The 19,978-nt window shown below is 59.4% G+C and carries 16 protein-coding genes; all 16 read right to left on the reverse strand.

Features of this window, described 5'->3' with window-relative positions; translation table 11 throughout:
• Positions 1-4: 4 nt before the first annotated feature.
• The 16 genes from nifE to I6F21_RS19530 all read right to left on the reverse strand — a co-directional run bounded on the left by nifE (position 5) and on the right by I6F21_RS19530 (position 19,892).
• The gene (nifE, locus tag I6F21_RS19455; RefSeq protein WP_225129588.1) at positions 5-1,651 is read right to left on the reverse strand and encodes a nitrogenase iron-molybdenum cofactor biosynthesis protein NifE; all 1,647 of its coding nucleotides are present in this window, start codon (positions 1,649-1,651) and stop codon (positions 5-7) included.
• A 95-nt stretch (positions 1,652-1,746) separates the two neighbouring features.
• Complete coding sequence (gene nifK, locus I6F21_RS19460; protein ID WP_225183359.1) at positions 1,747-3,303, reverse strand: nitrogenase molybdenum-iron protein subunit beta; 1,557 nt, start codon at positions 3,301-3,303, stop codon at positions 1,747-1,749.
• A gap of 66 nt (positions 3,304-3,369) precedes the next feature.
• A complete protein-coding gene (nifD, locus tag I6F21_RS19465; RefSeq protein ID WP_225183360.1) occupies positions 3,370-4,872 on the reverse strand; it encodes a nitrogenase molybdenum-iron protein alpha chain in 1,503 nt (500 codons plus the stop codon).
• Positions 4,873-5,337: 465 nt separating this feature from the next.
• Positions 5,338-6,585, reverse strand: coding sequence for a cysteine desulfurase (locus I6F21_RS19470; protein WP_225140383.1), 1,248 nt, complete (start codon positions 6,583-6,585; stop codon positions 5,338-5,340).
• Entirely contained in the window at positions 6,582-7,904 is a 1,323-nt protein-coding gene (sufD, locus tag I6F21_RS19475; protein WP_225183361.1) for a Fe-S cluster assembly protein SufD, read from the reverse strand. The genes I6F21_RS19470 and sufD overlap by 4 nt, the downstream gene beginning before the upstream one ends.
• A gap of 19 nt (positions 7,905-7,923) precedes the next feature.
• On the reverse strand, positions 7,924-8,676 hold the full coding sequence (gene sufC / locus I6F21_RS19480) for a Fe-S cluster assembly ATPase SufC (RefSeq protein ID WP_225129597.1): 753 nt from the start codon (positions 8,674-8,676) through the stop codon (positions 7,924-7,926).
• A 65-nt stretch (positions 8,677-8,741) separates the two neighbouring features.
• Positions 8,742-10,238: a Fe-S cluster assembly protein SufB gene (gene sufB, locus I6F21_RS19485; protein WP_225129599.1), complete on the reverse strand. Its 1,497-nt coding sequence runs from the start codon at positions 10,236-10,238 to the stop codon at positions 8,742-8,744.
• Positions 10,239-10,432: 194 nt separating this feature from the next.
• A complete protein-coding gene (locus I6F21_RS19490; RefSeq protein ID WP_225129601.1) occupies positions 10,433-10,627 on the reverse strand; it encodes a 4Fe-4S binding protein in 195 nt (64 codons plus the stop codon).
• Positions 10,628-11,333: 706 nt separating this feature from the next.
• Positions 11,334-12,446: an alanine dehydrogenase gene (ald, locus tag I6F21_RS19495; RefSeq protein ID WP_225129650.1), complete on the reverse strand. Its 1,113-nt coding sequence runs from the start codon at positions 12,444-12,446 to the stop codon at positions 11,334-11,336.
• Positions 12,447-12,838: 392 nt separating this feature from the next.
• Entirely contained in the window at positions 12,839-13,885 is a 1,047-nt protein-coding gene (gene hypE / locus I6F21_RS19500; RefSeq protein WP_225129602.1) for a hydrogenase expression/formation protein HypE, read from the reverse strand.
• Entirely contained in the window at positions 13,882-15,024 is a 1,143-nt protein-coding gene (gene hypD, locus I6F21_RS19505; protein ID WP_225129604.1) for a hydrogenase formation protein HypD, read from the reverse strand. The genes hypE and hypD overlap by 4 nt, the downstream gene beginning before the upstream one ends.
• Positions 15,021-15,206 (reverse strand): HypC/HybG/HupF family hydrogenase formation chaperone, encoded by a 186-nt coding sequence (locus I6F21_RS19510; RefSeq protein WP_346656823.1) that lies wholly within the window; start codon positions 15,204-15,206, stop codon positions 15,021-15,023. The genes hypD and I6F21_RS19510 overlap by 4 nt, the downstream gene beginning before the upstream one ends.
• A gap of 49 nt (positions 15,207-15,255) precedes the next feature.
• The gene (hypF, locus tag I6F21_RS19515) at positions 15,256-17,511 is read right to left on the reverse strand and encodes a carbamoyltransferase HypF (RefSeq protein WP_225183363.1); all 2,256 of its coding nucleotides are present in this window, start codon (positions 17,509-17,511) and stop codon (positions 15,256-15,258) included.
• Complete coding sequence (hypB, locus tag I6F21_RS19520; RefSeq protein WP_225183364.1) at positions 17,508-18,464, reverse strand: hydrogenase nickel incorporation protein HypB; 957 nt, start codon at positions 18,462-18,464, stop codon at positions 17,508-17,510. Before hypB ends, hypF begins: the two co-directional genes overlap by 4 nt.
• A complete protein-coding gene (gene hypA, locus I6F21_RS19525; protein WP_225129612.1) occupies positions 18,464-18,805 on the reverse strand; it encodes a hydrogenase maturation nickel metallochaperone HypA in 342 nt (113 codons plus the stop codon). Before hypA ends, hypB begins: the two co-directional genes overlap by 1 nt.
• Complete coding sequence (locus I6F21_RS19530) at positions 18,798-19,892, reverse strand: hypothetical protein (protein WP_225183365.1); 1,095 nt, start codon at positions 19,890-19,892, stop codon at positions 18,798-18,800. The genes hypA and I6F21_RS19530 overlap by 8 nt, the downstream gene beginning before the upstream one ends.
• Between the last annotated feature and the right edge of the window lie 86 nt (positions 19,893-19,978).

A 19,978-nucleotide genomic window follows, 5' to 3' on the forward strand; every position in this document is an offset into this window, starting at 1 on the left:
CTCGCTATTCTGCGGCCTGTCGCATGGCAGATGGTTCGGACACCAAGATATCTTCGATGCGTCTTTGGCAGCAGCCACCGACCGCATTGGTATGCTCTCTGACCGCTGCGACGCTCTTCAGGCCGTGCGCATAGATTGCATCCTCAATCGTGCCCAAATCGACTCTGTTACACACGCAGATCTTCCTCGCGCGGCGCGCGGTTTCGGCGAGCGCCGGATCGCGGGCGATCGCGGCCATCGGCGATTGTATCTGCACCATCGCCTTGGCCAATGCTTCCCATGGTGCCGGTCGACGTAGCTGCTCCCACATCGGACTGGAGAGCGAATTATCGATCTCCTCCACCAGCTTGACCATTCCGACATAGCCCATATAGGCGTGGCAACGCTCCTGGTTGATATCGAGCCAGGGCATCGCCGCTTTCAGCGCGACGAACTGCGACTTGCCGCCCGATAGCATGATGTCCGCTTTTGCGTCCTTCAACATCTTATACATTTCGCGCGGCGTCATGTCCTCGATCATGTGGGCATCCTGCCCCATGAGCTCCTTGATGCGCTCCTTGTCCTTCCTGGTTGATTTCTTGACGCTGGTTCCGACTAATTCAAGCCCTGCTTCCTGGAGTGCCGCAACGACCGACCACGACTTGACGCCGCCGGTAATCAACAAGGCCTTCTTACCTTCGAATCGCGGCTTGTACGGCTCTATCGCAGCCCACGCCCACGCTTCCTCGCGCGCGATCACTGCTTCGGTGCGCCCGAGCAGATCTGTCGGCGCGCCGCGTTCAACCAATAAGCGGGCAAGCTGACGCAGCGATTCGCTCGAATCTTGAATACCGTAGAACGACCCCTCGAAGAACGGGATCCCGTAGCGTTGCTCCATCTTGCGTGCGACGTTGATCATGGACTTTGAGCACACCAACATCGCCGCCCGCGCGCGATGAGATGACGCGACTTCGCGATATTTGCCATCCCCGGAGATGCAGGAGAGAATCCGTACTCCAAGCTCGTCTAGCAATGGCTTCACTTGCCAGAGCTCTCCCGAAAGGTTGTATTCCCCGATCAGGTTGATGTCATACGGCGTGGTATAGTCCGGTTCTTGCGTCCCGATCACATACTCGAGCAAGGCCTCGCCGGCGAGCTTGTTACCGAGGTTCTTCGAGCCGACGAAGCCCGGCGAATTGATCGGGATCACCGGCTTTGCGAACCTTTGAGATGCTGCCTTACAGACTGCGTTGATGTCGTCGCCGATCATCGCCGGAATACAGGTTTGATAGACGAAGATGGCGGGCGGGTCGCACTTCTCGATGATCTCCTTGATCGCTTTGCAGAGCCGCTTCTCGCCTCCGAATACAATATCGGTTTCGCTCAAATCGGTTGTGAATGCAGTGCGCCACAGATTCGCGCCGGACGACGCCGCGCCGCGATTGTCCCAGGAATTTCCTTCGCACGCGATCGGACCATGCACCAAGTGAGCGACGTCGGTGAACGGCTGCAACGCAATCTTGGCGCCATCGAAAGCGCAGCCGCCGGCAGCGCTACCCGGCTGCAGCTGTTTGGTGCAGCCGTTCTTGCGTTCAGCCTCCGACTTACTGCCGTTCTTGGCGCAGCCCGGCTCGTCGAAAATATTCTGGAGCGTGGCCGCTAGTGAATTCATCCTTTTTCCTCTCAGCGCAAACTAATTGCGTGGTCAACCCTCGTGTGCTTGTGTCATTTCAAGTGCTTTGGCGATGGCACGCGCACGGTCGCTCATCAACGAATGATATCGAAACTGTAGTCAGTTTTGCCAAGAACGTTTGTCTTCTTGTCCATCTCATCGAAGATCTTGTCCAGGATCTTCACCAGCACATTCAAGCCGCCCTGATAGCCCCACAGGGGGGAGCGGTGATGATGATGCCGATCAAAAACGGGAAAGCCGATGCGGATCAGTGGCGTTCCAGTATCGCGCTCCAGATACTTGCCATAGGTGTTGCCAATCAGAAAATCGACTGGCTCGGTGAACAGGAGTGAGCGCATGTGCCAGAGATCTCGGCCCGGATAGGCTTGGCAGCCCTGCCCAAATGGCGAGCTTGCAAGCAGCACCTGCATTTTTTCGTGCCACGCCTTGTTGCCGTTGGTGGACAGCACATGGGTCGGTTCGGCGCCGAGTTCGAGCAGAAACCCAGCCAACCCATAGCAAAGATCCGGATCGCCATAGATCGCGAACTTCTTGCCATGGATATGCGCGCTGGAGTCAGCGATCGCGTCGACCAGGCGGCCACGTTCTCGCGCGAGTTGCTCGGGAATCTCCTTGCCGCTGATGCGTGACAGCGCCAGGATAAAGTCATCCGTTGCCGATAAGCCCACGGGGTAGTTGAAGGATACGACGTCCTGTCCATGCTCAGCCACGAATGGCAGCGTTTTTTCGGTGCACCACTGCTGCATGGAGATTGTCGCCTTGGCGTGAACCGCGTTGGCCGCATCTTTCAGGGTCGTGCCTCCGTCATACATCCGGAACTCGCCGTCTGCCGGAGTATCGAAAACGTCAGAATTGTCCGCTAGAATCGTGTGCTGGATGTCCATTAACGCCAAGATGCGCTTGATCTCGCGAAGGTTTCCGACGGTATAGCCATCGAACCCACCAATGATGTTGATCGCCCCGTTCTGCTTGCGCTCCAGCTTCGGCGCTGTTCCGGCCTTACCGTCCCAAAAATGCTCCAGAATGCCCTTGAGCGCATTGTCATAACCGGTAACGTGGCTGCCGACGAACGCTGGCGTGTGGGCGAATGGCACGTCGAAGTCTGCCGGAACCGAGCCTTTTTCTTTCGACGTCTTGATGAAGGCGTTGAGGTCATCGCCGATCACCTCGGCCATGCAGGTCGTCGAGACCGCAATCATCTTGGGCTTGTACATGTTGTAGCTGTTCGCGAGCCCGTCGATCATGTTGTTCAGGCCGCCAAATACGGCAGCGTCTTCCGTCATCGACGAAGAGACGCAGGAGCTAGGCTCCTTGAAGTGCCGCGACAGATGGCTGCGGTAGTAAGCCACGCAACCTTGAGAGCCGTGGACGAAGGGCAGCGTGCCCTCAAAGCCAACAGAGGCGAATACGGCGCCAAGCGGCTGGCATGCCTTGGCCGGATTTACCGCTAGCGCCTCCCGCGCAAAGTTCTTCTCGCGATATTCGGCCGTTTTTGTCCATTCCTTGATACGCTCGACCTCGGCGGGATCGCGAGGATTCTCGAATATCTTCTTCTTAGCCAGCATCTGCTGGTATTCTGGACCGCGGAACAGCTCGAGATGATCGAGCACGTGTTCGGCACTCTGCGCCATTGTTGAAATCCTTCACTATCGAGGTTGGTGTCGCCCCGGCTTTCCCAAAGAGCGAGATAAGTTGATTTATTCAGCAGCCAGGAGCTTCGCCCTCGAAGATTGATTCCAGGGGGCCTTCGTTTTCTTCCAGACCGGCGAGTTGATCGCCATGTCCATGTCGCGCGCAAAGATCGCAAAGCCGTCATAGCCGTGATATGGGCCCGAATAGTCCCAGGAGTGCATCTGCCGGAACGGCACACCCATCTTTTGGAAAATGTACTTTTCCTTGATACCCGAGCCGACGAGGTCAGGCTGGAGCTTTTCGACGAAGCGCTCGAACTCATAGCCATTGACGTCATCGTAGATGAGCGTGCTGTCCTTTACGTAATGCTGAGCTGTGCGCTGATAGTCGTCGTTGTGACCGAACTCGTATCCGGTGCCAATGACTTCCATCCCGAGGTCCTCGTATGCACCAATCACATGACGCGGACGGAGCCCGCCGACGTACAGCATCACCGTCTTGCCCTCCAGGCGCGGGCGATATTTTGCGATCACAGCGTTCACCAGCGGCTGGTACTTTTCAATCACCCGCTCGGCGCCTTCCTTAATCTTGTCGTCGAAATAGCCCGCAATCTTGCGCAGAGACTCTGCGATCTTTGAAGGTCCGAAGAAGTTATACTCGCACCAAGGGATACCGAACTTCTCTTCCATGTGGCGTGAGATGTAGTTCATGGAACGGTAGCAATGCAGAATGTTGAGCTTTGCTTTCGGGGTTGCCTCGAGCTCAGCCAGAGAACCGTCGCCGGACCACTGCGCGATCACCCGCAGGCCCATCTCCTCCAGCAGAATTCGTGATGACCAGGCGTCGCCGCCGATATTGTAGTCTCCGATGATCGCAACATCGTACGGCGTCGGCTCAAACTTTGGTTTGCCATCCGGCTCGAGCTGGTCGAAAATCCAATCGCGCACCGCGTCGTTGGCAATGTGGTGGCCTAGTGACTGCGACACACCCCGAAAGCCCTCACAACGGACCGGCACGATGGTCTTGCCGCCATATTCCTTGGATTTCGCTCTTGACACGGCCTCGATGTCGTCACCGATCAATCCGATCGGGCATTCCGATTGGATCGTGATGCCGTTGTTGAGTGGAAACAGCTCCTGGATTTCGTCAAGAATTTTGACCAGCTTTTTGTCGCCACCGAATACGATATCCTTTTCCTGGAAGTCGGAGGTGAACTGCAGGGTCACGAAGCTATCGATGCCCGTCGTGCCAACGTAATAGTTGCGTCGCGAGCCCCACGAATACTGACCGCAGCCGACCGGGCCATGGCTGATATGAACCATATCCTTGATCGGTCCCCAGACCACCCCCTTTGACCCTGCATAGGCGCAGCCTCTGATCGTCATCACGCCGGGTATGGATTTGATGTTGGACTTCACCCCGCAGTCTGATTTGCCGGCTTGGTGAACGTTGAGGTGCTTGGCACGCCGTTTCGCGGTTTTCTCCGGATAGACCTTCAGCACCTCCTCGATCAGCTCTTTGTTGCGAGCCCTGATTTCTGCGATGCTCTGGGTCGTGGCGAGACTCATCTGATGTCCTTCAAAGGTTAGCTGTTGCGAGGGCGGCTTCTTGCCAAGACTTCTGCAACCAGCATGCCAGCATCTCGTGAGCACAAAAAACAGAGCAATCAAAATCGCTTAGCGCGCCTCGTGCGGTGATAGGGGGTGTTGTTGCGAACCCGACATCACGCTTTGGGCAGAGAACTCTTGGCTTGGCCCTGTTCGAAATGGAACAAGGGCTGGTTATGGGTGAAATTGCCCGCCCAATACTCGAGCGTGTCCGCGATCGCAATACTCTGCAATCGGCGCTCGCCGAAAGCGGCCGAACAGGAAGACCGGCTGCAAGGCCGAGTGGCCTACACAGGCTCGCCAATGCTATCTATGCCTGCTGAGATCTACAGGTGCTTACGTGCTACGATGACGATGAGGTGCATGACCTCATGCTCCAGATCTCAATGCGAGCTGCCTCGCCACCCGGCGTCGTAGGCTCGCCGATCACGATAACAGCTGCCGCGCCTTGATAAGCGCACGCACGAGCACATCAATCTCTTCACGTGTATTGTAAAGTCCGAGTGACGCACGGCACGTCGCCAGCACGCCGAAGCGCTTGAGCAGCGGCATCGCACAATGGGCCCCCGCCCGCATCGCTACACCAGCGCGGTCGACGACGGTAGCAATATCATGGGCATGCGTACCCTTCATATCAAAGGAAATGATCGGCCCCTTCTCGGCCGGGGTCCCGATCATGCGCACGAAGTTGATGTCCGTCAGCCTCTCCTGCGCGTAAGCGAGCAGTGCGCGCTCGTGCCTGCGGATTTGCACCTTGCCTATTGAGTTGATGTAATCGATAGCCGCCCCTAAACCGATGGCTTCGACGATCGGCGGCGTACCCGCTTCGAAGCGATGTGGCGGATCACCATAAATGACGCCGGAACGCGAGACGTCGCGGATCATCTCCCCGCCGCCATTGAAGGGCGGCATCCATGCCAGATGCTCAGACTTGCCGTAAAGCACACCGATCCCCGTCGGACCATAGAGCTTGTGGCCCGTCATGACGTAGAAATCGCAATCAATGTCGCAGACGTCGGCGCTCAGATGGACGCATCCTTGCGAGCCGTCGACCAGCACCGGGATACCACGAGCATGCCCGATCCTCACCACGTCTTTCACCGGCAACACCGTGCCGAGCACGTTCGACATTTGTGTGATTGCAACCATCTTGGTGCGCGGGGTCAGCAGTCGCTCAAAATCATCGAGCAAAAAGTTTCCGTCATCATCCACTGGGGCCCATTTGATCACTGCACCGAGTCGTTCCCTGAGAAGGTGCCATGGCACAATGTTGGAGTGGTGTTCCATAATCGAGAGAACGATCTCATCACCCGCGCTAATGCGTTCACGGCCAAACGTCTGCGCCACCAGATTGATTGCCTCCGTGGCGCTCCGGGTGAAGATGATCTCTTCGTTTAAATGCGCGTTCACAAACCGCGCCACCTTGGCACGGGCGTCTTCATACGCCTCCGTCGCCGCGTTAGCGAGGTAGTGCAAGCCGCGATGAACGTTGGCATATTCGCTGGAGTACACCTGCGTCATACGGTCAAGCACCGCGTTGGGCTTTTGCGCGGATGCAGCGTTATCGAGGTAAACAAGCGGCTTGCCGTACACCGTCATGGCGAGCGCAGGAAAGTCTGTACGCAGACGGTTGACCTCGTAAATGCCATTGCTCACGGCGGGATGTGCGCTCATCGCCCCGCCTTTAGCCAGTGTTCAGCTTGCGCCGTCACAAAATCGCGCAGATTCTCGGAAGTGATCTCCTCAATCGACTCGCCAACGAACGCTTTAATCAGCAACATCTGCGCATCCTTCTCTGATAGCCCCCGGGCGCGCAGATAGAACACGAGAGTGTCGTCCAGCGCACCCGATGTCGCTCCGTGGCCGCAGGTCACGTCGTCGGTCAAGATTTCGAGTTCCGGCTTGTTGTCGACCTCGGCCTGGTCGGATAGGAGCAACGCTCGCGTCGTCAGGGTGGCGTCCGTTTTCCGGGCGGCGGGACGAACGATAATTCGGCCCTGAAACACCGAGCGACCGCAATCGTCTACGACCGCGCGGAACTTCTCCCGACTGGTGCAATGTGGCATGGCGTGGTCGACCACGACCGTTGTGTCCGCGTGGAGCTTGTCCCTGATGAGATTAACCCCATTCGCCGAGAGCTTGGTTCCCTCGCCGGCCAGCGTGATGAATCCCTGATAGCGGCTGATGGAGCCGCTGCAGGTCATGCTGAAGAGGTCGAGCTTAGCCCTGGCGCCGACTGCGATGATCGCCGACGAGATGTTCACGGCGTCAGAGGCAGCAGCTGCCACGCGGATATACGAAAGGCTCGCCTCGTCACCAACCAGGGCGATTATCGCATCGTTGGCTTGATAGCCACTCGCGCGTTCAGCCGGGACGAAACTTTCTACGATGGCCGCATGCGCTCCTTTACCGAGTTGCAGATAGCAACGTGTAAAGGTGGACACCGACAGTCCGGTTGCGACGTGAACGATTTGAATTGGACGCTCCACCGCATTGCCGTCGGCGACCGTAATCACCAAGCCATCTGTCGCCATTGCGGCGTTGAGCGCGATCGCCGAGTCGCTCGTCGTCGACAGCACCAGACCGGCCATGCCCCCAGTAGCCGAGTTCTCCAGAACCTCTCGCAGCGACCGCACAACGACTTCGTTTTCCAGCCTGCCGAGATCGGATAGCTCCGGCGCGAATATGCCATCCACCAAAACCAGTTTGACCGCCTGATCGGCAGCCACTTGCTTGACCGAGACCTTTGCGCGCACCAGCGCCTCCGCATCCGGCCGCGGAGCGAGTGGCAGCACCTCGCTGATCAGGGCGCGCAGATCTGTGTATTTCCAATCCTCCATGCGCCGATGCGGGAGGCCGGTACGCTCGTAGACCTCGAATGCTCTCGCCCGTATTTGGGGGACAGGGCCTGCACCAGGCAGCCGTCCACGCGCCGCAGCGAAAACATTGCCCATTGCGCGTTCGGCGTCGGCTTTGACCAAAACCTGCTTCATCGGGAAGTCCCTAGAGCCGTCAGGCCGCGTCTTCGAATTGGGCGTAGCCACAAGCCTCGAGCTCCAGCGCGAGTTCCTTGCCGCCACTCTTCATGACCCGCCCTTTCGACATCACGTGCACAATGTCCGGCACGATATGCTCGAGAAGCCGCCGATAATGAGTGATCACGATCATCGCTCGTTCCGGCGAACGTAAGGCGTTGATGCCACTGGCGACGATACGCAGCGCGTCGATATCGAGGCCGGAATCGATCTCGTCAAGGATGCACAGGCTCGGCTCGAACAACGCCATCTGCAAAATTTCGTTGCGCTTCTTCTCGCCGCCGGAGAAGCCGACATTGACGCCGCGCTTGATCATGTCCCGGGGAATGTTGAGCGAACCGGCCACCTCGCGGACTCTTTTCAGAAATTCGGGGGTGGAGAATTCCTGTTGGTCGCGCGCCTTGCGCTGGGCGTTCAGTGCCGCGCGCAGGAAGTTCATGGTGGTCACGCCGGGGATCTCGACTGGATACTGGAATGCTAGGAACACGCCCTTGGCGGCGCGTTCATTTGGCTCCATCCGCAAGAGGTTCTCGCCCCTGAACAAGATTTGTCCGCCGGTGATCTCATAGCCCGGCTTGCCGGCGATGACGTGCGAGAGCGTCGATTTGCCGGAGCCGTTCGGCCCCATGATCGCGTGCACTTCACCGGCATGGACGCTAAGATGCAGCCCGCGAATGATTTCGCGGTCTTCGACACCAAGATGCAAATCTCGGATTTCGAGTAGCGCCATTCTGATCTGCCCCCTGAAATGCGTCGTCTGGCGAGCCGCATTCGAGGGGCTCGCGGGAGGTTTCGTTATCCAACGGATCCGTCGAGCGAGATCGAGATTAGCTTCTGCGCCTCCACTGCGAACTCCATGGGCAGTCTTTGCAGAACTTGCTTGACGAAGCCGTTGACGACGAGGCCCACCGCTTCTTCCTGGCTGAGCCCGCGCTGGATGCAGTAGAACAGCACGTCCTCGGAGATCTTCGAGGTCGTTGCCTCGTGCTCGAAGGTTGCCGAGGAGTTCTTGGCCTCGATGTACGGCACGGTGTGCGCGCCGCATTTGTCGCCGATCAGCAGCGAGTCGCAGGCCGTGAAGTTGCGCGCCCCGGTCGCCTTGCGATGCGCGGTGACGAGACCGCGATAGGTGTTCTGCGACTTGCCGGCGGCGATGCCCTTGGAGATGATCCGGCTCGACGTGTTCTTGCCGAGATGGATCATCTTGGTGCCCGAATCGACCTGCTGGAAGCCGTTCGAGATCGCGATCGAATAGAACTCGCCGCGGGAATTGTCGCCGCGCAGGATGCAGCTCGGATATTTCCAGGTGATGGCGGAGCCGGTCTCGACCTGGGTCCAGGAGATCTTGGAGTGGTTGCCGCGGCAGTCGCCCCGCTTGGTGACGAAATTGTAGATGCCGCCCTTGCCTTCCGAATTGCCGGGGTACCAGTTCTGCACCGTCGAATATTTGATCTCGGCATCGTCAAGCGCGACGAGCTCGACCACGGCGGCATGCAGCTGGTTCTCGTCGCGCTGCGGCGCGGTGCAGCCTTCGAGATAGGAGACGTAGGAGCCCTTGTCGGCGATGATCAGCGTGCGCTCGAACTGGCCGGTGTTGCGCTCGTTGATGCGGAAATAGGTCGACAGCTCCATCGGGCAGCGCACGCCCGGCGGCACATAGACGAATGAGCCGTCCGAGAACACCGCCGAGTTCAGCGTCGCATAGAAATTGTCCGAGGTCGGAACCACCGAGCCGAGATATTTCTGCACCAATTCAGAGTGCTCGCGGATCGCCTCCGAGATCGGCATGAAGATCACGCCGGCCTTCTTCAGCTCCGCCTTGAACGTGGTGGCAACCGAGACCGAATCGAACACCGCATCGACCGCGATCTTGCGCCGGGCCGGATCTTCCTCGCCGACCTTCGGCTCGACGCCTTCGAGCATGGCGACTTCCCGCAAGGGGATGCCGAGCTTCTCGTAGGTTTTCAGGATCTCCGGATCGATCTCGTCCAAAGACGAGACCGTCTTCTTCGGCTTCGGCGCCGCGTAATAATAGAGATCCTGGAAGTCGATCTTGGGATAGTCGACGCGGGCCCAGGTCGGCTCCTGCATGGTCAGCCAGCGCCGATAGGCCTCCAGCCGCCACTGGAGCATCCAGGCGGATTCGTTCTTTTTCTGTGAGATGAATTTTACGATCTCTTCCGACAGCCCCTTGGGAGCCTTCTCGGTGTCGATCAGGGTCTCAAACCCATAACGATACTGGTCGACGTCGATGCGCTTCACGCGCTCGACCGTCTCTTGTACGGCTACCATTGCCCGCTCCACTCACGCAGCGACAACTCCCGCCGGCGAGGATAGCGCCGCAATCTCTCTGAGCGGATCGTGCAAGTCGCCGCCAACTCTGGGCCAGCGAGTGAGAGAAACAGGACACGGATCCAAACGGCGGCGGCTGACGATAGCCTCTTCATCATGCTTCGCGCCGGAGCTCCTCTCATCGGCTACCCCACCTATGCCGGCACGCAGGTATCGGGCACCGGGCAAACGACCACGCATTGCGGCGCGTCAAAATGCCCCTCACATTGCGTACACTGGGTCGGATTGATCACATATATATCGTTCTTCAGGCTGATCGCGGCATTGGGACATTCGAACTCACACGCACCGCAGACGGTGCACTGGGATGCGATTATCTTGTAGGCCATCACTGCGATTCCATGAGCAAAAGTTGCGCGACAGTTTCTTGCTTTCAAGTCTTGTGCCAGACAGTTAACCTTGATTTGTCTGGGCTATTTTCGATAACGCAAGTCGCCGCCTCGACACGGTGTCGCAATTCCTACAACGCGCATGACAGCAGCTTGATCTCGATGCCGTGGTTTGCGCATGGTCGATCTCTCGGCAGTCAGCGATCAGGTGAACCGCGTTAGCCAGCCTGCGATGCATCCTAAGGTGGTCGTGCCGCGGCTATGATCGATGCGCCGCGCGACTTCACAAGGTTCTCCGCCGGTGTATCAGGTCGACCCCAAGCCCCAGTCACGGGACACCGGCGGCCTCGGCGACGGCACCGCGATAAACAGCCCGCGCAGTCATCACCGGTCCGGTCGGCGTTCCACAGCCAGCCAGAAAGGGTCGCGGCGATCGCGCCAGATAAAGTCGCCCGTGATTGCGGGTCCCCTGCGGACCCGCGGGACGCATTCTCAATTGCCTTCGATTACCTGGCAAGACCGGCATTCATATGCGCTGTATGGGCGAACGTACATTGTCTCGCATCGTGCGAGCGACTGAAGCCGGCGCTCGTCTGGTGATCCTTCACTTATGCCGACGGCGGTCAGCAGATCGATGGAGCCAAAAAAAAGCCACCCCGAGGGGTGGCCTAAGTCAGGGAGGAAACGCCCATAAGGGCCTCTGGGATCAGGCCGCAGCCTGTTCGATCGGTGAGAAGGGCAGCCCGAGGCTTTCGGCCACCGCTTTGTAAGTTAGTCGGCCCCGATGGACGTTGAGGCCCGCGCGCAAATGCGGATTTTCGAGCACGGCGGAAAAACCTTTGTTGGCCAGAGCCAAACCAAACGGCAGCGTCGCGTTATTAAGTGCCTGGCTCGAGGTCAGCGGTACAGCCCCAGGCATATTGGCCACGCAATAATGAATGACGCCATCCACTTCGTAAGTAGGATCAGCGTGGGTGGTTGGGTGCGATGTCTCAAAGCAGCCGCCCTGATCGATAGCGACATCCACGAGCACCCCCCTCTTGCGCATCGAGCTCAGCATGCTCCGGCGGACCAGCTTCGGCGCGCTCGCACCTGGAACGAGCACCGCACCAATCACCACATCCGCCGCAAATACCTCTTCCTCCACGGAGTCGATAGTCGAAAACCTGGTGCGAACGCGTCCTTCGAATAGCTCGTCCAGCTCGCGGAGCCGGCGTATCGAACGGTCGATGATGGTCACTTCTGCGCCCAGACCGACCGCCATGCGTGCCGCGTGCGTACCAACGACACCACCTCCGATCACCACGATACGGGCAGGCTGAACACCGGGCACCCCACCGATCAACAGCCCTCGTCCGCCTGCACTCCGCTTCAGGGCGCTACCCGCCGCTTCGATCGCAAGCCTACCCGCGACCTCGCTCATCGGCGCCAGCAGCGGAAGACCACCATGCGCATCAGTTACGGTCTCATAGGCGATCGCGGTGCATCCAGATTTCAGGAGGCCCTTGGCCTGATCCGGGTCGGGGGCCAGATGCAGATAAGTGAAAAGGATCTGATTTTCCCGCAGCTGACACCATTCGGACGGCTGAGGCTCCTTAACCTTTACGATCATCTCGCTCGATGCGAATACCTCAACTGCGGAAGTTAGAATCGTTGCGCCAGCATTGCGATAATCGTCGTCGGTTGCACCAATGCCAGCGCCGGCATTGGTCTCGATCATCACGCGGTGGCCCGCTGCCACGTATTCGCGGACAGCTCCCGGGGTAAGGCCGACGCGATATTCGTGCGCCTTGATTTCCTTGGGGACTCCGACCTTCATTTGAAAACTCCCTACCTGGAGCGCCTTTCTAATCGGAAGCGAGCAGGGATATTGCGACGCAGCCGTCAAAATGACGCAGAAATTCAGCGATATTTGGCAAGCTTCGCAGGATTTCAAACCCACTGGTGCCGAGCGGATCGAGTGACCATGCTCGCTGAGCTTAACCGTCGAAAATGCGTGATCGCGATGAAGTTTCGAATTGCGTTCTCGGCTCGTGAAAAAGCTAACAACCGAAATCCAGCCTCGCCGAAACTTCTTGAAGAGCCGAGTCGCAGTGTGCCGGTTGGGTAGACTTGCCCATAGAAGGGATCGTTTCCAAAGCTGATGGCGCTTGGCTAATGACCATTGATCATAAATTTGGTTTCCAAAAAACTGGACGATGCGCAACGTGTTCAACAGATCCGAGGCAATTGTTCGCCCCACAACCAATCAACGATTCGCCGGCCGCCGAAACCGGTCGCCATCTGCACAAATTTCCGATCGTCAGCCACCGCCTCGCCAATATCAGCTGCATCGGACCCGAGCGGGTGCGCCTTCATGGCTGCAAGCACGGCATCGGCCAAATCAGGCGCGACGATCGCAACGAGCTTGCCCTCATTGGCGACATGGATCGGATCGAGACCAAGGAGCTCGCAGGCAGCTGCAACCGCGGGCTTCACCGGAATGGATGTTTCCTCCAGATGGAACCCGAGGTCAGATTGATGCGCAATCTCGTTGAGGGTCGCGGCAAGCCCACCCCGCGTCGGGTCGCGCATCACCCGGATGCTGCTACCGCCGGCGGCAACCATGACCGCTACGAGATTATGCAACGCTGCGCAATCCGAGACGACCTCGGTTTGAAAAGCGACGTTCTGACGTTTTGACATGATCGCCACCCCATGATCGCCGACGCTACCGGACACCAGCACACGGTCCCCGACCCTTGCCTTGTCGGCGGAGAGATCGAGCCCATCGGCCACAATCCCGATGCCGGTCGTAGAGATGAACAAACCATCGGCCTTGCCGCGCTCGACCACCTTGGTGTCTCCGGCAATGATGTAAACGCCAGCGCCGCGCGCTGCCGCGCCCATCGAATCCGCGATCGCCTTCAGATCCGAAAACCGGAAGCCCTCCTCGATGATAAAACTGGCCGACAGATAGAGGGGACGCGCGCCGGACATCGCGACATCATTGATCGTGCCGTGCACAGCCAGTGACCCGATATTACCGCCCGGAAAGAACAGCGGGGAAACCACATAGCCGTCGGTCGTCATCACCATCCTGCCTGCCGCAACGTCAAACGCGGACTGATCATTGCAGCGGGCGAGCCATTCATTACCAAAGGCTTGGTGAAAAAGGCCGGAGATCAGCTGTGCCATGGCACGGCCCCCGGATCCATGGGAAAGATCAACGCGTCCGTTCTCGATGTCGAGCTTGCGTTGATAAGCCTTTACGCTCATGACGTCCGCCTCAACTGTTCATCGCGAACTCGGCCGTAGGCCCAATACGCCGCACAAGCGCCTTCTGATGACACCATGCAGGATCCTATGGGAGTTTCCGGCGTGCAGACGGTTCCAAACAGCTTACAGTCGACCGGCCGCTTGGCGCCACGCAAGATCGCGCAGCACTCGCATGCCGGATTGTCTGCGATACGCAGGTCGTGGATCGCAAAACGCGTCTCGGCGTCGAATTGCGCGTAAGCCTGCTTCAGCTTCAGTCCGCTGTTGGGGACGAGTCCGAGCCCTCGCCATTCAAACTGCTCGCGCAGTTCGAATATCTGCGATACCTCCTCCTTGGCGCGCCGATTGCCTTCACGCGTCACCGCACGACTGTATTGGTTCTCTACCTCGTAGCGATCTTCGTTCACCTGCCGCACCAGCATCAGGATCGCCTGCATCACATCGAGCGGTTCAAAACCCGCGATCACGATCGGCTTGCCGAATTGTTCCGCCAGAGGCTCGTAAGGCTGCGTGCCAATAATGGTGCTCACATGTGCAGGCCCGATGAAGCCGTCGATTGGAACCCCGCCGGTGTCGCGGATTTTGGGGTTCTCGAGAATGCTGTGCATCGCAGAGGGTGTAAGCACGTGATTGCAGAACACGCTGAGGCCCTTCAACCGCTTCTTCTCGGCAATCCGGATCATCACCGCCGTCGGAGGGGTAGTGGTCTCAAATCCAATGGCAAAGAAGACCACCTCGCGGCTCGGCGCCTGTTCGGCGAGCCGGATAGCGTCGAGCGTCGAGTAGACCATCCGAATGTCTGCGCCGAGCGCTTTGGCTCGCAACAGGGACTGTCCTTGCGACCCAGGCGCGCGCATCAGGTCGCCGTAGACGCACAGAGTGACCTCTGGTCGGTCGACGAGCCGGATCGCCATATCAATTCGGCTGGCGGGCAGAACGCAGACGGGACAACCGGGCCCGTGGATCATGCGAACGTTCGCGGGCAGCAGATCCTCCAGGCCGTAGCGGGAGATCGCATGAGTGTGTCCGCCGCAGAATTCCATGAACCGATAGGCTCTTTGCGAACTGACCTCGGCGCCAATCGCACGCGCAATTCCCTGCGCGATGGCCTTGTCGCGAAATTCGTCGGCATATTTCATGATCGGCATTCTCCTGCACTGCCTAGCTCCTGCAGGAGCTCCAGCGTGCGCTTGCCTTCCGTCGGATCGATCTTGGCCAGCGCATAGCCGACATGGACAAGGACGCAATCGCCGACCTCGAGCTCGTCGATGAGAGCAATCGATATCTCCAGGCTGATGCCATCGATGGACACCGTAGCCATGTCGTTGGGAAGAATTTTCGCAATCCTTGCCGGCACTGAAAGGCACATATCAGGCTGTTCCTTCCCTGGCGGACGACCGTTGAGCAATCTGCAGAGCGGCAATCCAGGCCTGGCCAAGGCTCAAACCGCCATCATTGGGCGGCACCCGCCGTGGCACGAGCGGGGTAAGGCCGGCAGCGCTGCAACCGCGCGGGATCTCATCCGCCAGCACCGCGTTCAGGAAGCAGCCGCCGCTCAGAACGACAGTATTAACGCCGGTTGTCCGCGCAGAGCGTGTGACCCAGTCAACGCAGGCGGCAGCGAAGGTGCCATGAAAAAGCCCGGCTCCGCCCACGGCGTCAATGTCATCTGCAATCAGCCGCGCAAACAGCGGACGAAGCGACAGCACGCCGCCGTCGATCGTCCAGCCGGCTTCGAGAATCGCAGTCCGCCCCACCAGCGCCTCGAGCTTCATCGCCGCTTCGCCCTCATAGCTCTGCAAACTCGCAATCCCCAGCAGCGCCGCTGCCGCGTCGAACAACCGGCCCGCACTGGTCGTGGTGGGCCCGCCCGGCTGATCGAGCAAGGCCGACACACATCCAGCCCGCCGTTGCGCCGCAAAGCGCGGCCCGATTTCATTACACCGGCCGAGCCCGTGTAGTACTGCGCTCGCCATGCGCCACGGCTCGCGAGCTGCACGATCTCCACCAGGCATTTGCAGCGGCGCTAAGTGCCCGATGCGTCGGCACCTCGGGCCTTCGCACAACAATAGTTCGCCACCCCAGTTGCCGCCATCGGAACCAAAGCCATGGCCATCGAGCACCAGGGCAAGCGCAGGTCCCGCATGGCCATGCTCGGCGATCACTGCGGCAGCGTGTGCGTGGTGATGTTGGACAGCCACCAGCTCGCGGCCATTTGCTTCCGCAAACCGGGTAGAAACCATATCGGGATGCAGATCATGGGCGACGACGACAGGCTCCACGTCAAGGCTCGATGTGAGGTGTCGGATCGTCTCCTCGAACGCACGAACGCCTTCGGCCGTATCCAGATCGCCAATATGCTGAGAGACGAACGCTTGGTCGTCCCGCGTGATGGTGATGGTCGATTTCAGCGCGCCGCCGACGGCGAGCACGGGGGGCACAGACTTCGGAAGCCTGATGGGTTCGGGAACATAGCCACGGGCACGACGAATGAATTGTGGCCGGCCAGCCACCACTGACACCACGGAGTCATCAGCACGCGTCAGGATATCGCGGTCATGGGTCACGACAAGGTCGGCGATCTCATCGAGCCGCCGCAGCGCCTGCGCGTTGTCGATCAGGAGCGGTTCGCCGCCAGGATTGGCACTGGTAGCCACGATGACCGCGCCGGCCCCCGCCCATGCTCCTGCCGAGCGAAGCGCATGAAAGATGAGGTGATGCAGCGGCACTATAGGCAGCATGACACCCACACGTGACAAGCCAGGAGCTATGTCGGGCGCCAGGTTGTTTCGCGAAGGCAGAAGGACGATGGGACGTGCTACGGATTCGAGCAGCGCAAGCTCGGGCGCGTTCGCCTCCGCGATCTCGCTGACGCGCTCTATCGAATCGACCATAACCGCGAACGGCTTCTGAAGGCGCTGCTTTCTCCTGCGCAAACGCTGCACCGCGTCCTGGTTACGCGCATCGCAAAGCAGCTGGTATCCGCCCAGCCCCTTTATCGCCACGATTTGTCCACCCGCGATTGCCGCGACAATGGCGCTGATCTCATGGCTGAGCCGAGGACCGCATGTCGGACACGCGATCGCCTCCGCATGAAACCTGCGGCTCTCCGGATCGCCATATTCGGCCGCGCAGGCGGCGCACAGCCTAAAAACCCTCATGACGGTGTTGCGGCGATCGTAGGGAAGCCGTTCGGCGATGGTGTAGCGTGGGCCGCAATGGCAGCAACTGATGAAGGGGTAAAGGTAATGCCGATTTTCTGGATCGAACAGCTCACTGAGACATTGCTGGCAGACCGCAGCATCAGCGACGATCTGCGTTGACAATTTGCCGCCTTCGCTCGTGCCGATCGAAAAGTCTTTCGCCGCGCGCGCCGCAGTCTCCCGAACGCAGATGTGGTCGATGCGTGCCAATGGCGGCGCCTCGAGCGGCAACGTGGCGATAAACTCCGAGGCCCGATGCCCCTCGACCTCGATCGTAACACCGTCGGGGCCATTGATGACAAATCCCGCCAATCCGTACCGCATAGCGAGTCCATAGACGTAAGGACGAAAGCCGACCCCTTGCACGGCCCCACTCACGCGCACGCGTAGCCGTGTTCGGTCGCAGGAGGTTGCGGCGTTCATCGCCTTGTGTCCTCTACGATGGGCCTCTGATGCCTCGCCTGTCTATCGATCCAGGCGTAGAGCGCGCCAAAACCCTCGCCGGTACGAGCCGAAACTACAAGCACGTCAATCTTTGGATTGACGCGTCTGGCGTATTCGATCGTCTTACCCAAATCGAACTCGAGCAGCGGGGCTAGATCAATCTTGTTGATCACCATGAGCGAAGAAGCGGCAAACATATCAGGATATTTGAGCGGCTTGTCTTCACCTTCGGTAATCGACAAAACTACGATCTTGCAGGCCTCACCAAGATCGAAGGCTGCGGGACAGATCAGATTACCGACGTTCTCGATGAAGAGAATACCGCCAATCAGCAGCGGCAAGCGCCGATGAGCCTCGCCAATCATTGCAGCATCGAGATGGCAACCCTTGCCGGTGTTGACTTGAACGGACGGCACGCCGGCGGCCCGAATGCGTTCGGCATCGTTCGAGGTCTGCTGGTCGCCTTCGATGACCCCGACCGGACGGCTGCGCTTGAGCTCGGACACGGCGCGGACAAGCAGGGTCGTCTTACCTGCACCAGGACTAGACAGAAGATTAAATACAAGCAGGTCATCGGCTACGAAGAGCGCGCGGTTGTCCGCCGCAATCCGATTATTCTTGCCAAGAATGTCGCGCTCGATCTGAATGACCCGCTCTCTGCTCATGCCCGCAGCCTTCAAGCCAGCCGGCCCGGCGCCGCCGCTCAGCAGCGCCTGCCCGCCATGAGCCTGGTGATGGGCAAAGCGATGGTCGTGACTATGACTGTCGCGAACATGGTATGAACGCTGCAGGCCTTGGTCGCCATGCGGATGGTAACCGCGATCGAAATCGTCCTGCATATCAACATAGTAACGCGCGTGGCTCTCCGCGTCATGCGCCTTGGCGCGTTCGGTCGACGGCGTCCCGTCGGTGCAGCCGCAAACGGTACACATCAATCGATCTCCAGCTCTTTCACGCGCATCTGTTCGCCCGCGGTTACCTGCAACTGATAGCTGCCGCAGCGAGGACAGCACTCACCGCGCCGTGCAATTTCAACGCTTTTCGAACAGCTCATGCACCAGACAATGCCTGGCCGTTCGACGATATTAAGGACCGCGCCCTCGGCAACGGTCCGCGTTGCAACGACAGCAAAGCAGAACCTGATCGCTTCAGGCGCAGCATGGCCCAGCGCTCCCATCTCTAGACAGACGCTCCGTACGCGCGAAAACGATCGGTGACGTGCCTCCTCCTCGATGATTTGAATGATGCCAAGACAAATCGCCATTTCATGCATCGCCAATTTCGCGAAAATTGAGGGTGAATCCGACGCACGGATCGAGCGATGCAATCACTGCATGGACTGCATCCCGACGCCGTCTAGCCGTCAGCACCGCGCCCTGCAGGCTGCGGACAAGCGGTCCGCGCCGGTGGAAATTCCACTCCGTCGGCGCAAGGAATTCGAAGCGGGATATCCGGCCCTGAGGATCAAGCTCAACCGCTTGGTAGAGACGCCCCCTGGCGCATTCGACCGCGGCCGCTGCACGGCCGGGCCCTAGCCTATATCTTTCGATAATCCCATGCTCCGCCGACTCAATCTGAGCACCGGCCTTGAGCCAGGCGCATAGCCGGAGGATTTCAGCAATTCTGGCCCTCAGCCGCTCGGCCGCTCCGGAGGGGCTCGGCGAGAGTTGATCACGCGCCATTTGGCGCGCCCATGGACCCGTCTCGGGCGCATGTCCGTCAAGATCGGGACAATGGCAAAATGTAGCGTCATCCACGAGCAGCCGTTTAATGATGTTGCGGTCGTCAGCGACGGACAGGAACGAGTGCTCCGCCGGAATTGACTTCAGGTCGATCTCATCAAGTGCTGCAATGCGAAGCGCCAATGGGCTACCGGATGTCAGCGCGCCACCCTCATTCGGTATGCCGAGCGCGGCCAGCGCAGCCACAATCCGCGCGGTTGCTTCGCATTGAGTGGAGCCCCAGGGTGGCTGGGTGGTGCCGACAAGCGCTGAGATTTCCCGCATCACGGAGCGGACTGCCGCCGCACTGATGACGTCTTGCGCAAGATGTCCGACAAAGAGGCCCCTTAGCAAGTCCGCGATGCGCTCGGTAACGATAAGCGCAATACGATGCTGTTTTGTTGTGCGTGTGATCACTTCGTCGCGCGCCGTCTCGATCGCGGACAGCAGTGCGGTTTGCTGCGCAGCGGCACACAATGCGAAGAGCCGCGGCAGCACCTTAAGCAGCGACGAAGCTTGTTTGCCAGCGAACAGCTGCCCCAGCGGCGGCCGGACTCGCGGCAGGATCTCGACCGCGGCGACTACGTCGGCAGCAAGCGATACGGTGACATCGATCTTGTTGTGGGCAGCAAGGCTCATGCGCACCGCTCCGCAAACATCCTGCGCAAGGTATGCCGGCGGTCGCTGCGCACGCGCCGTCTACGGGATCCCCCCGGACGCCGAAC

The organism is Bradyrhizobium sp. NBAIM03 (assembly GCF_020194055.1).
Taxonomy (GTDB): Bacteria; Pseudomonadota; Alphaproteobacteria; order Rhizobiales; family Xanthobacteraceae; genus Bradyrhizobium; species Bradyrhizobium yuanmingense.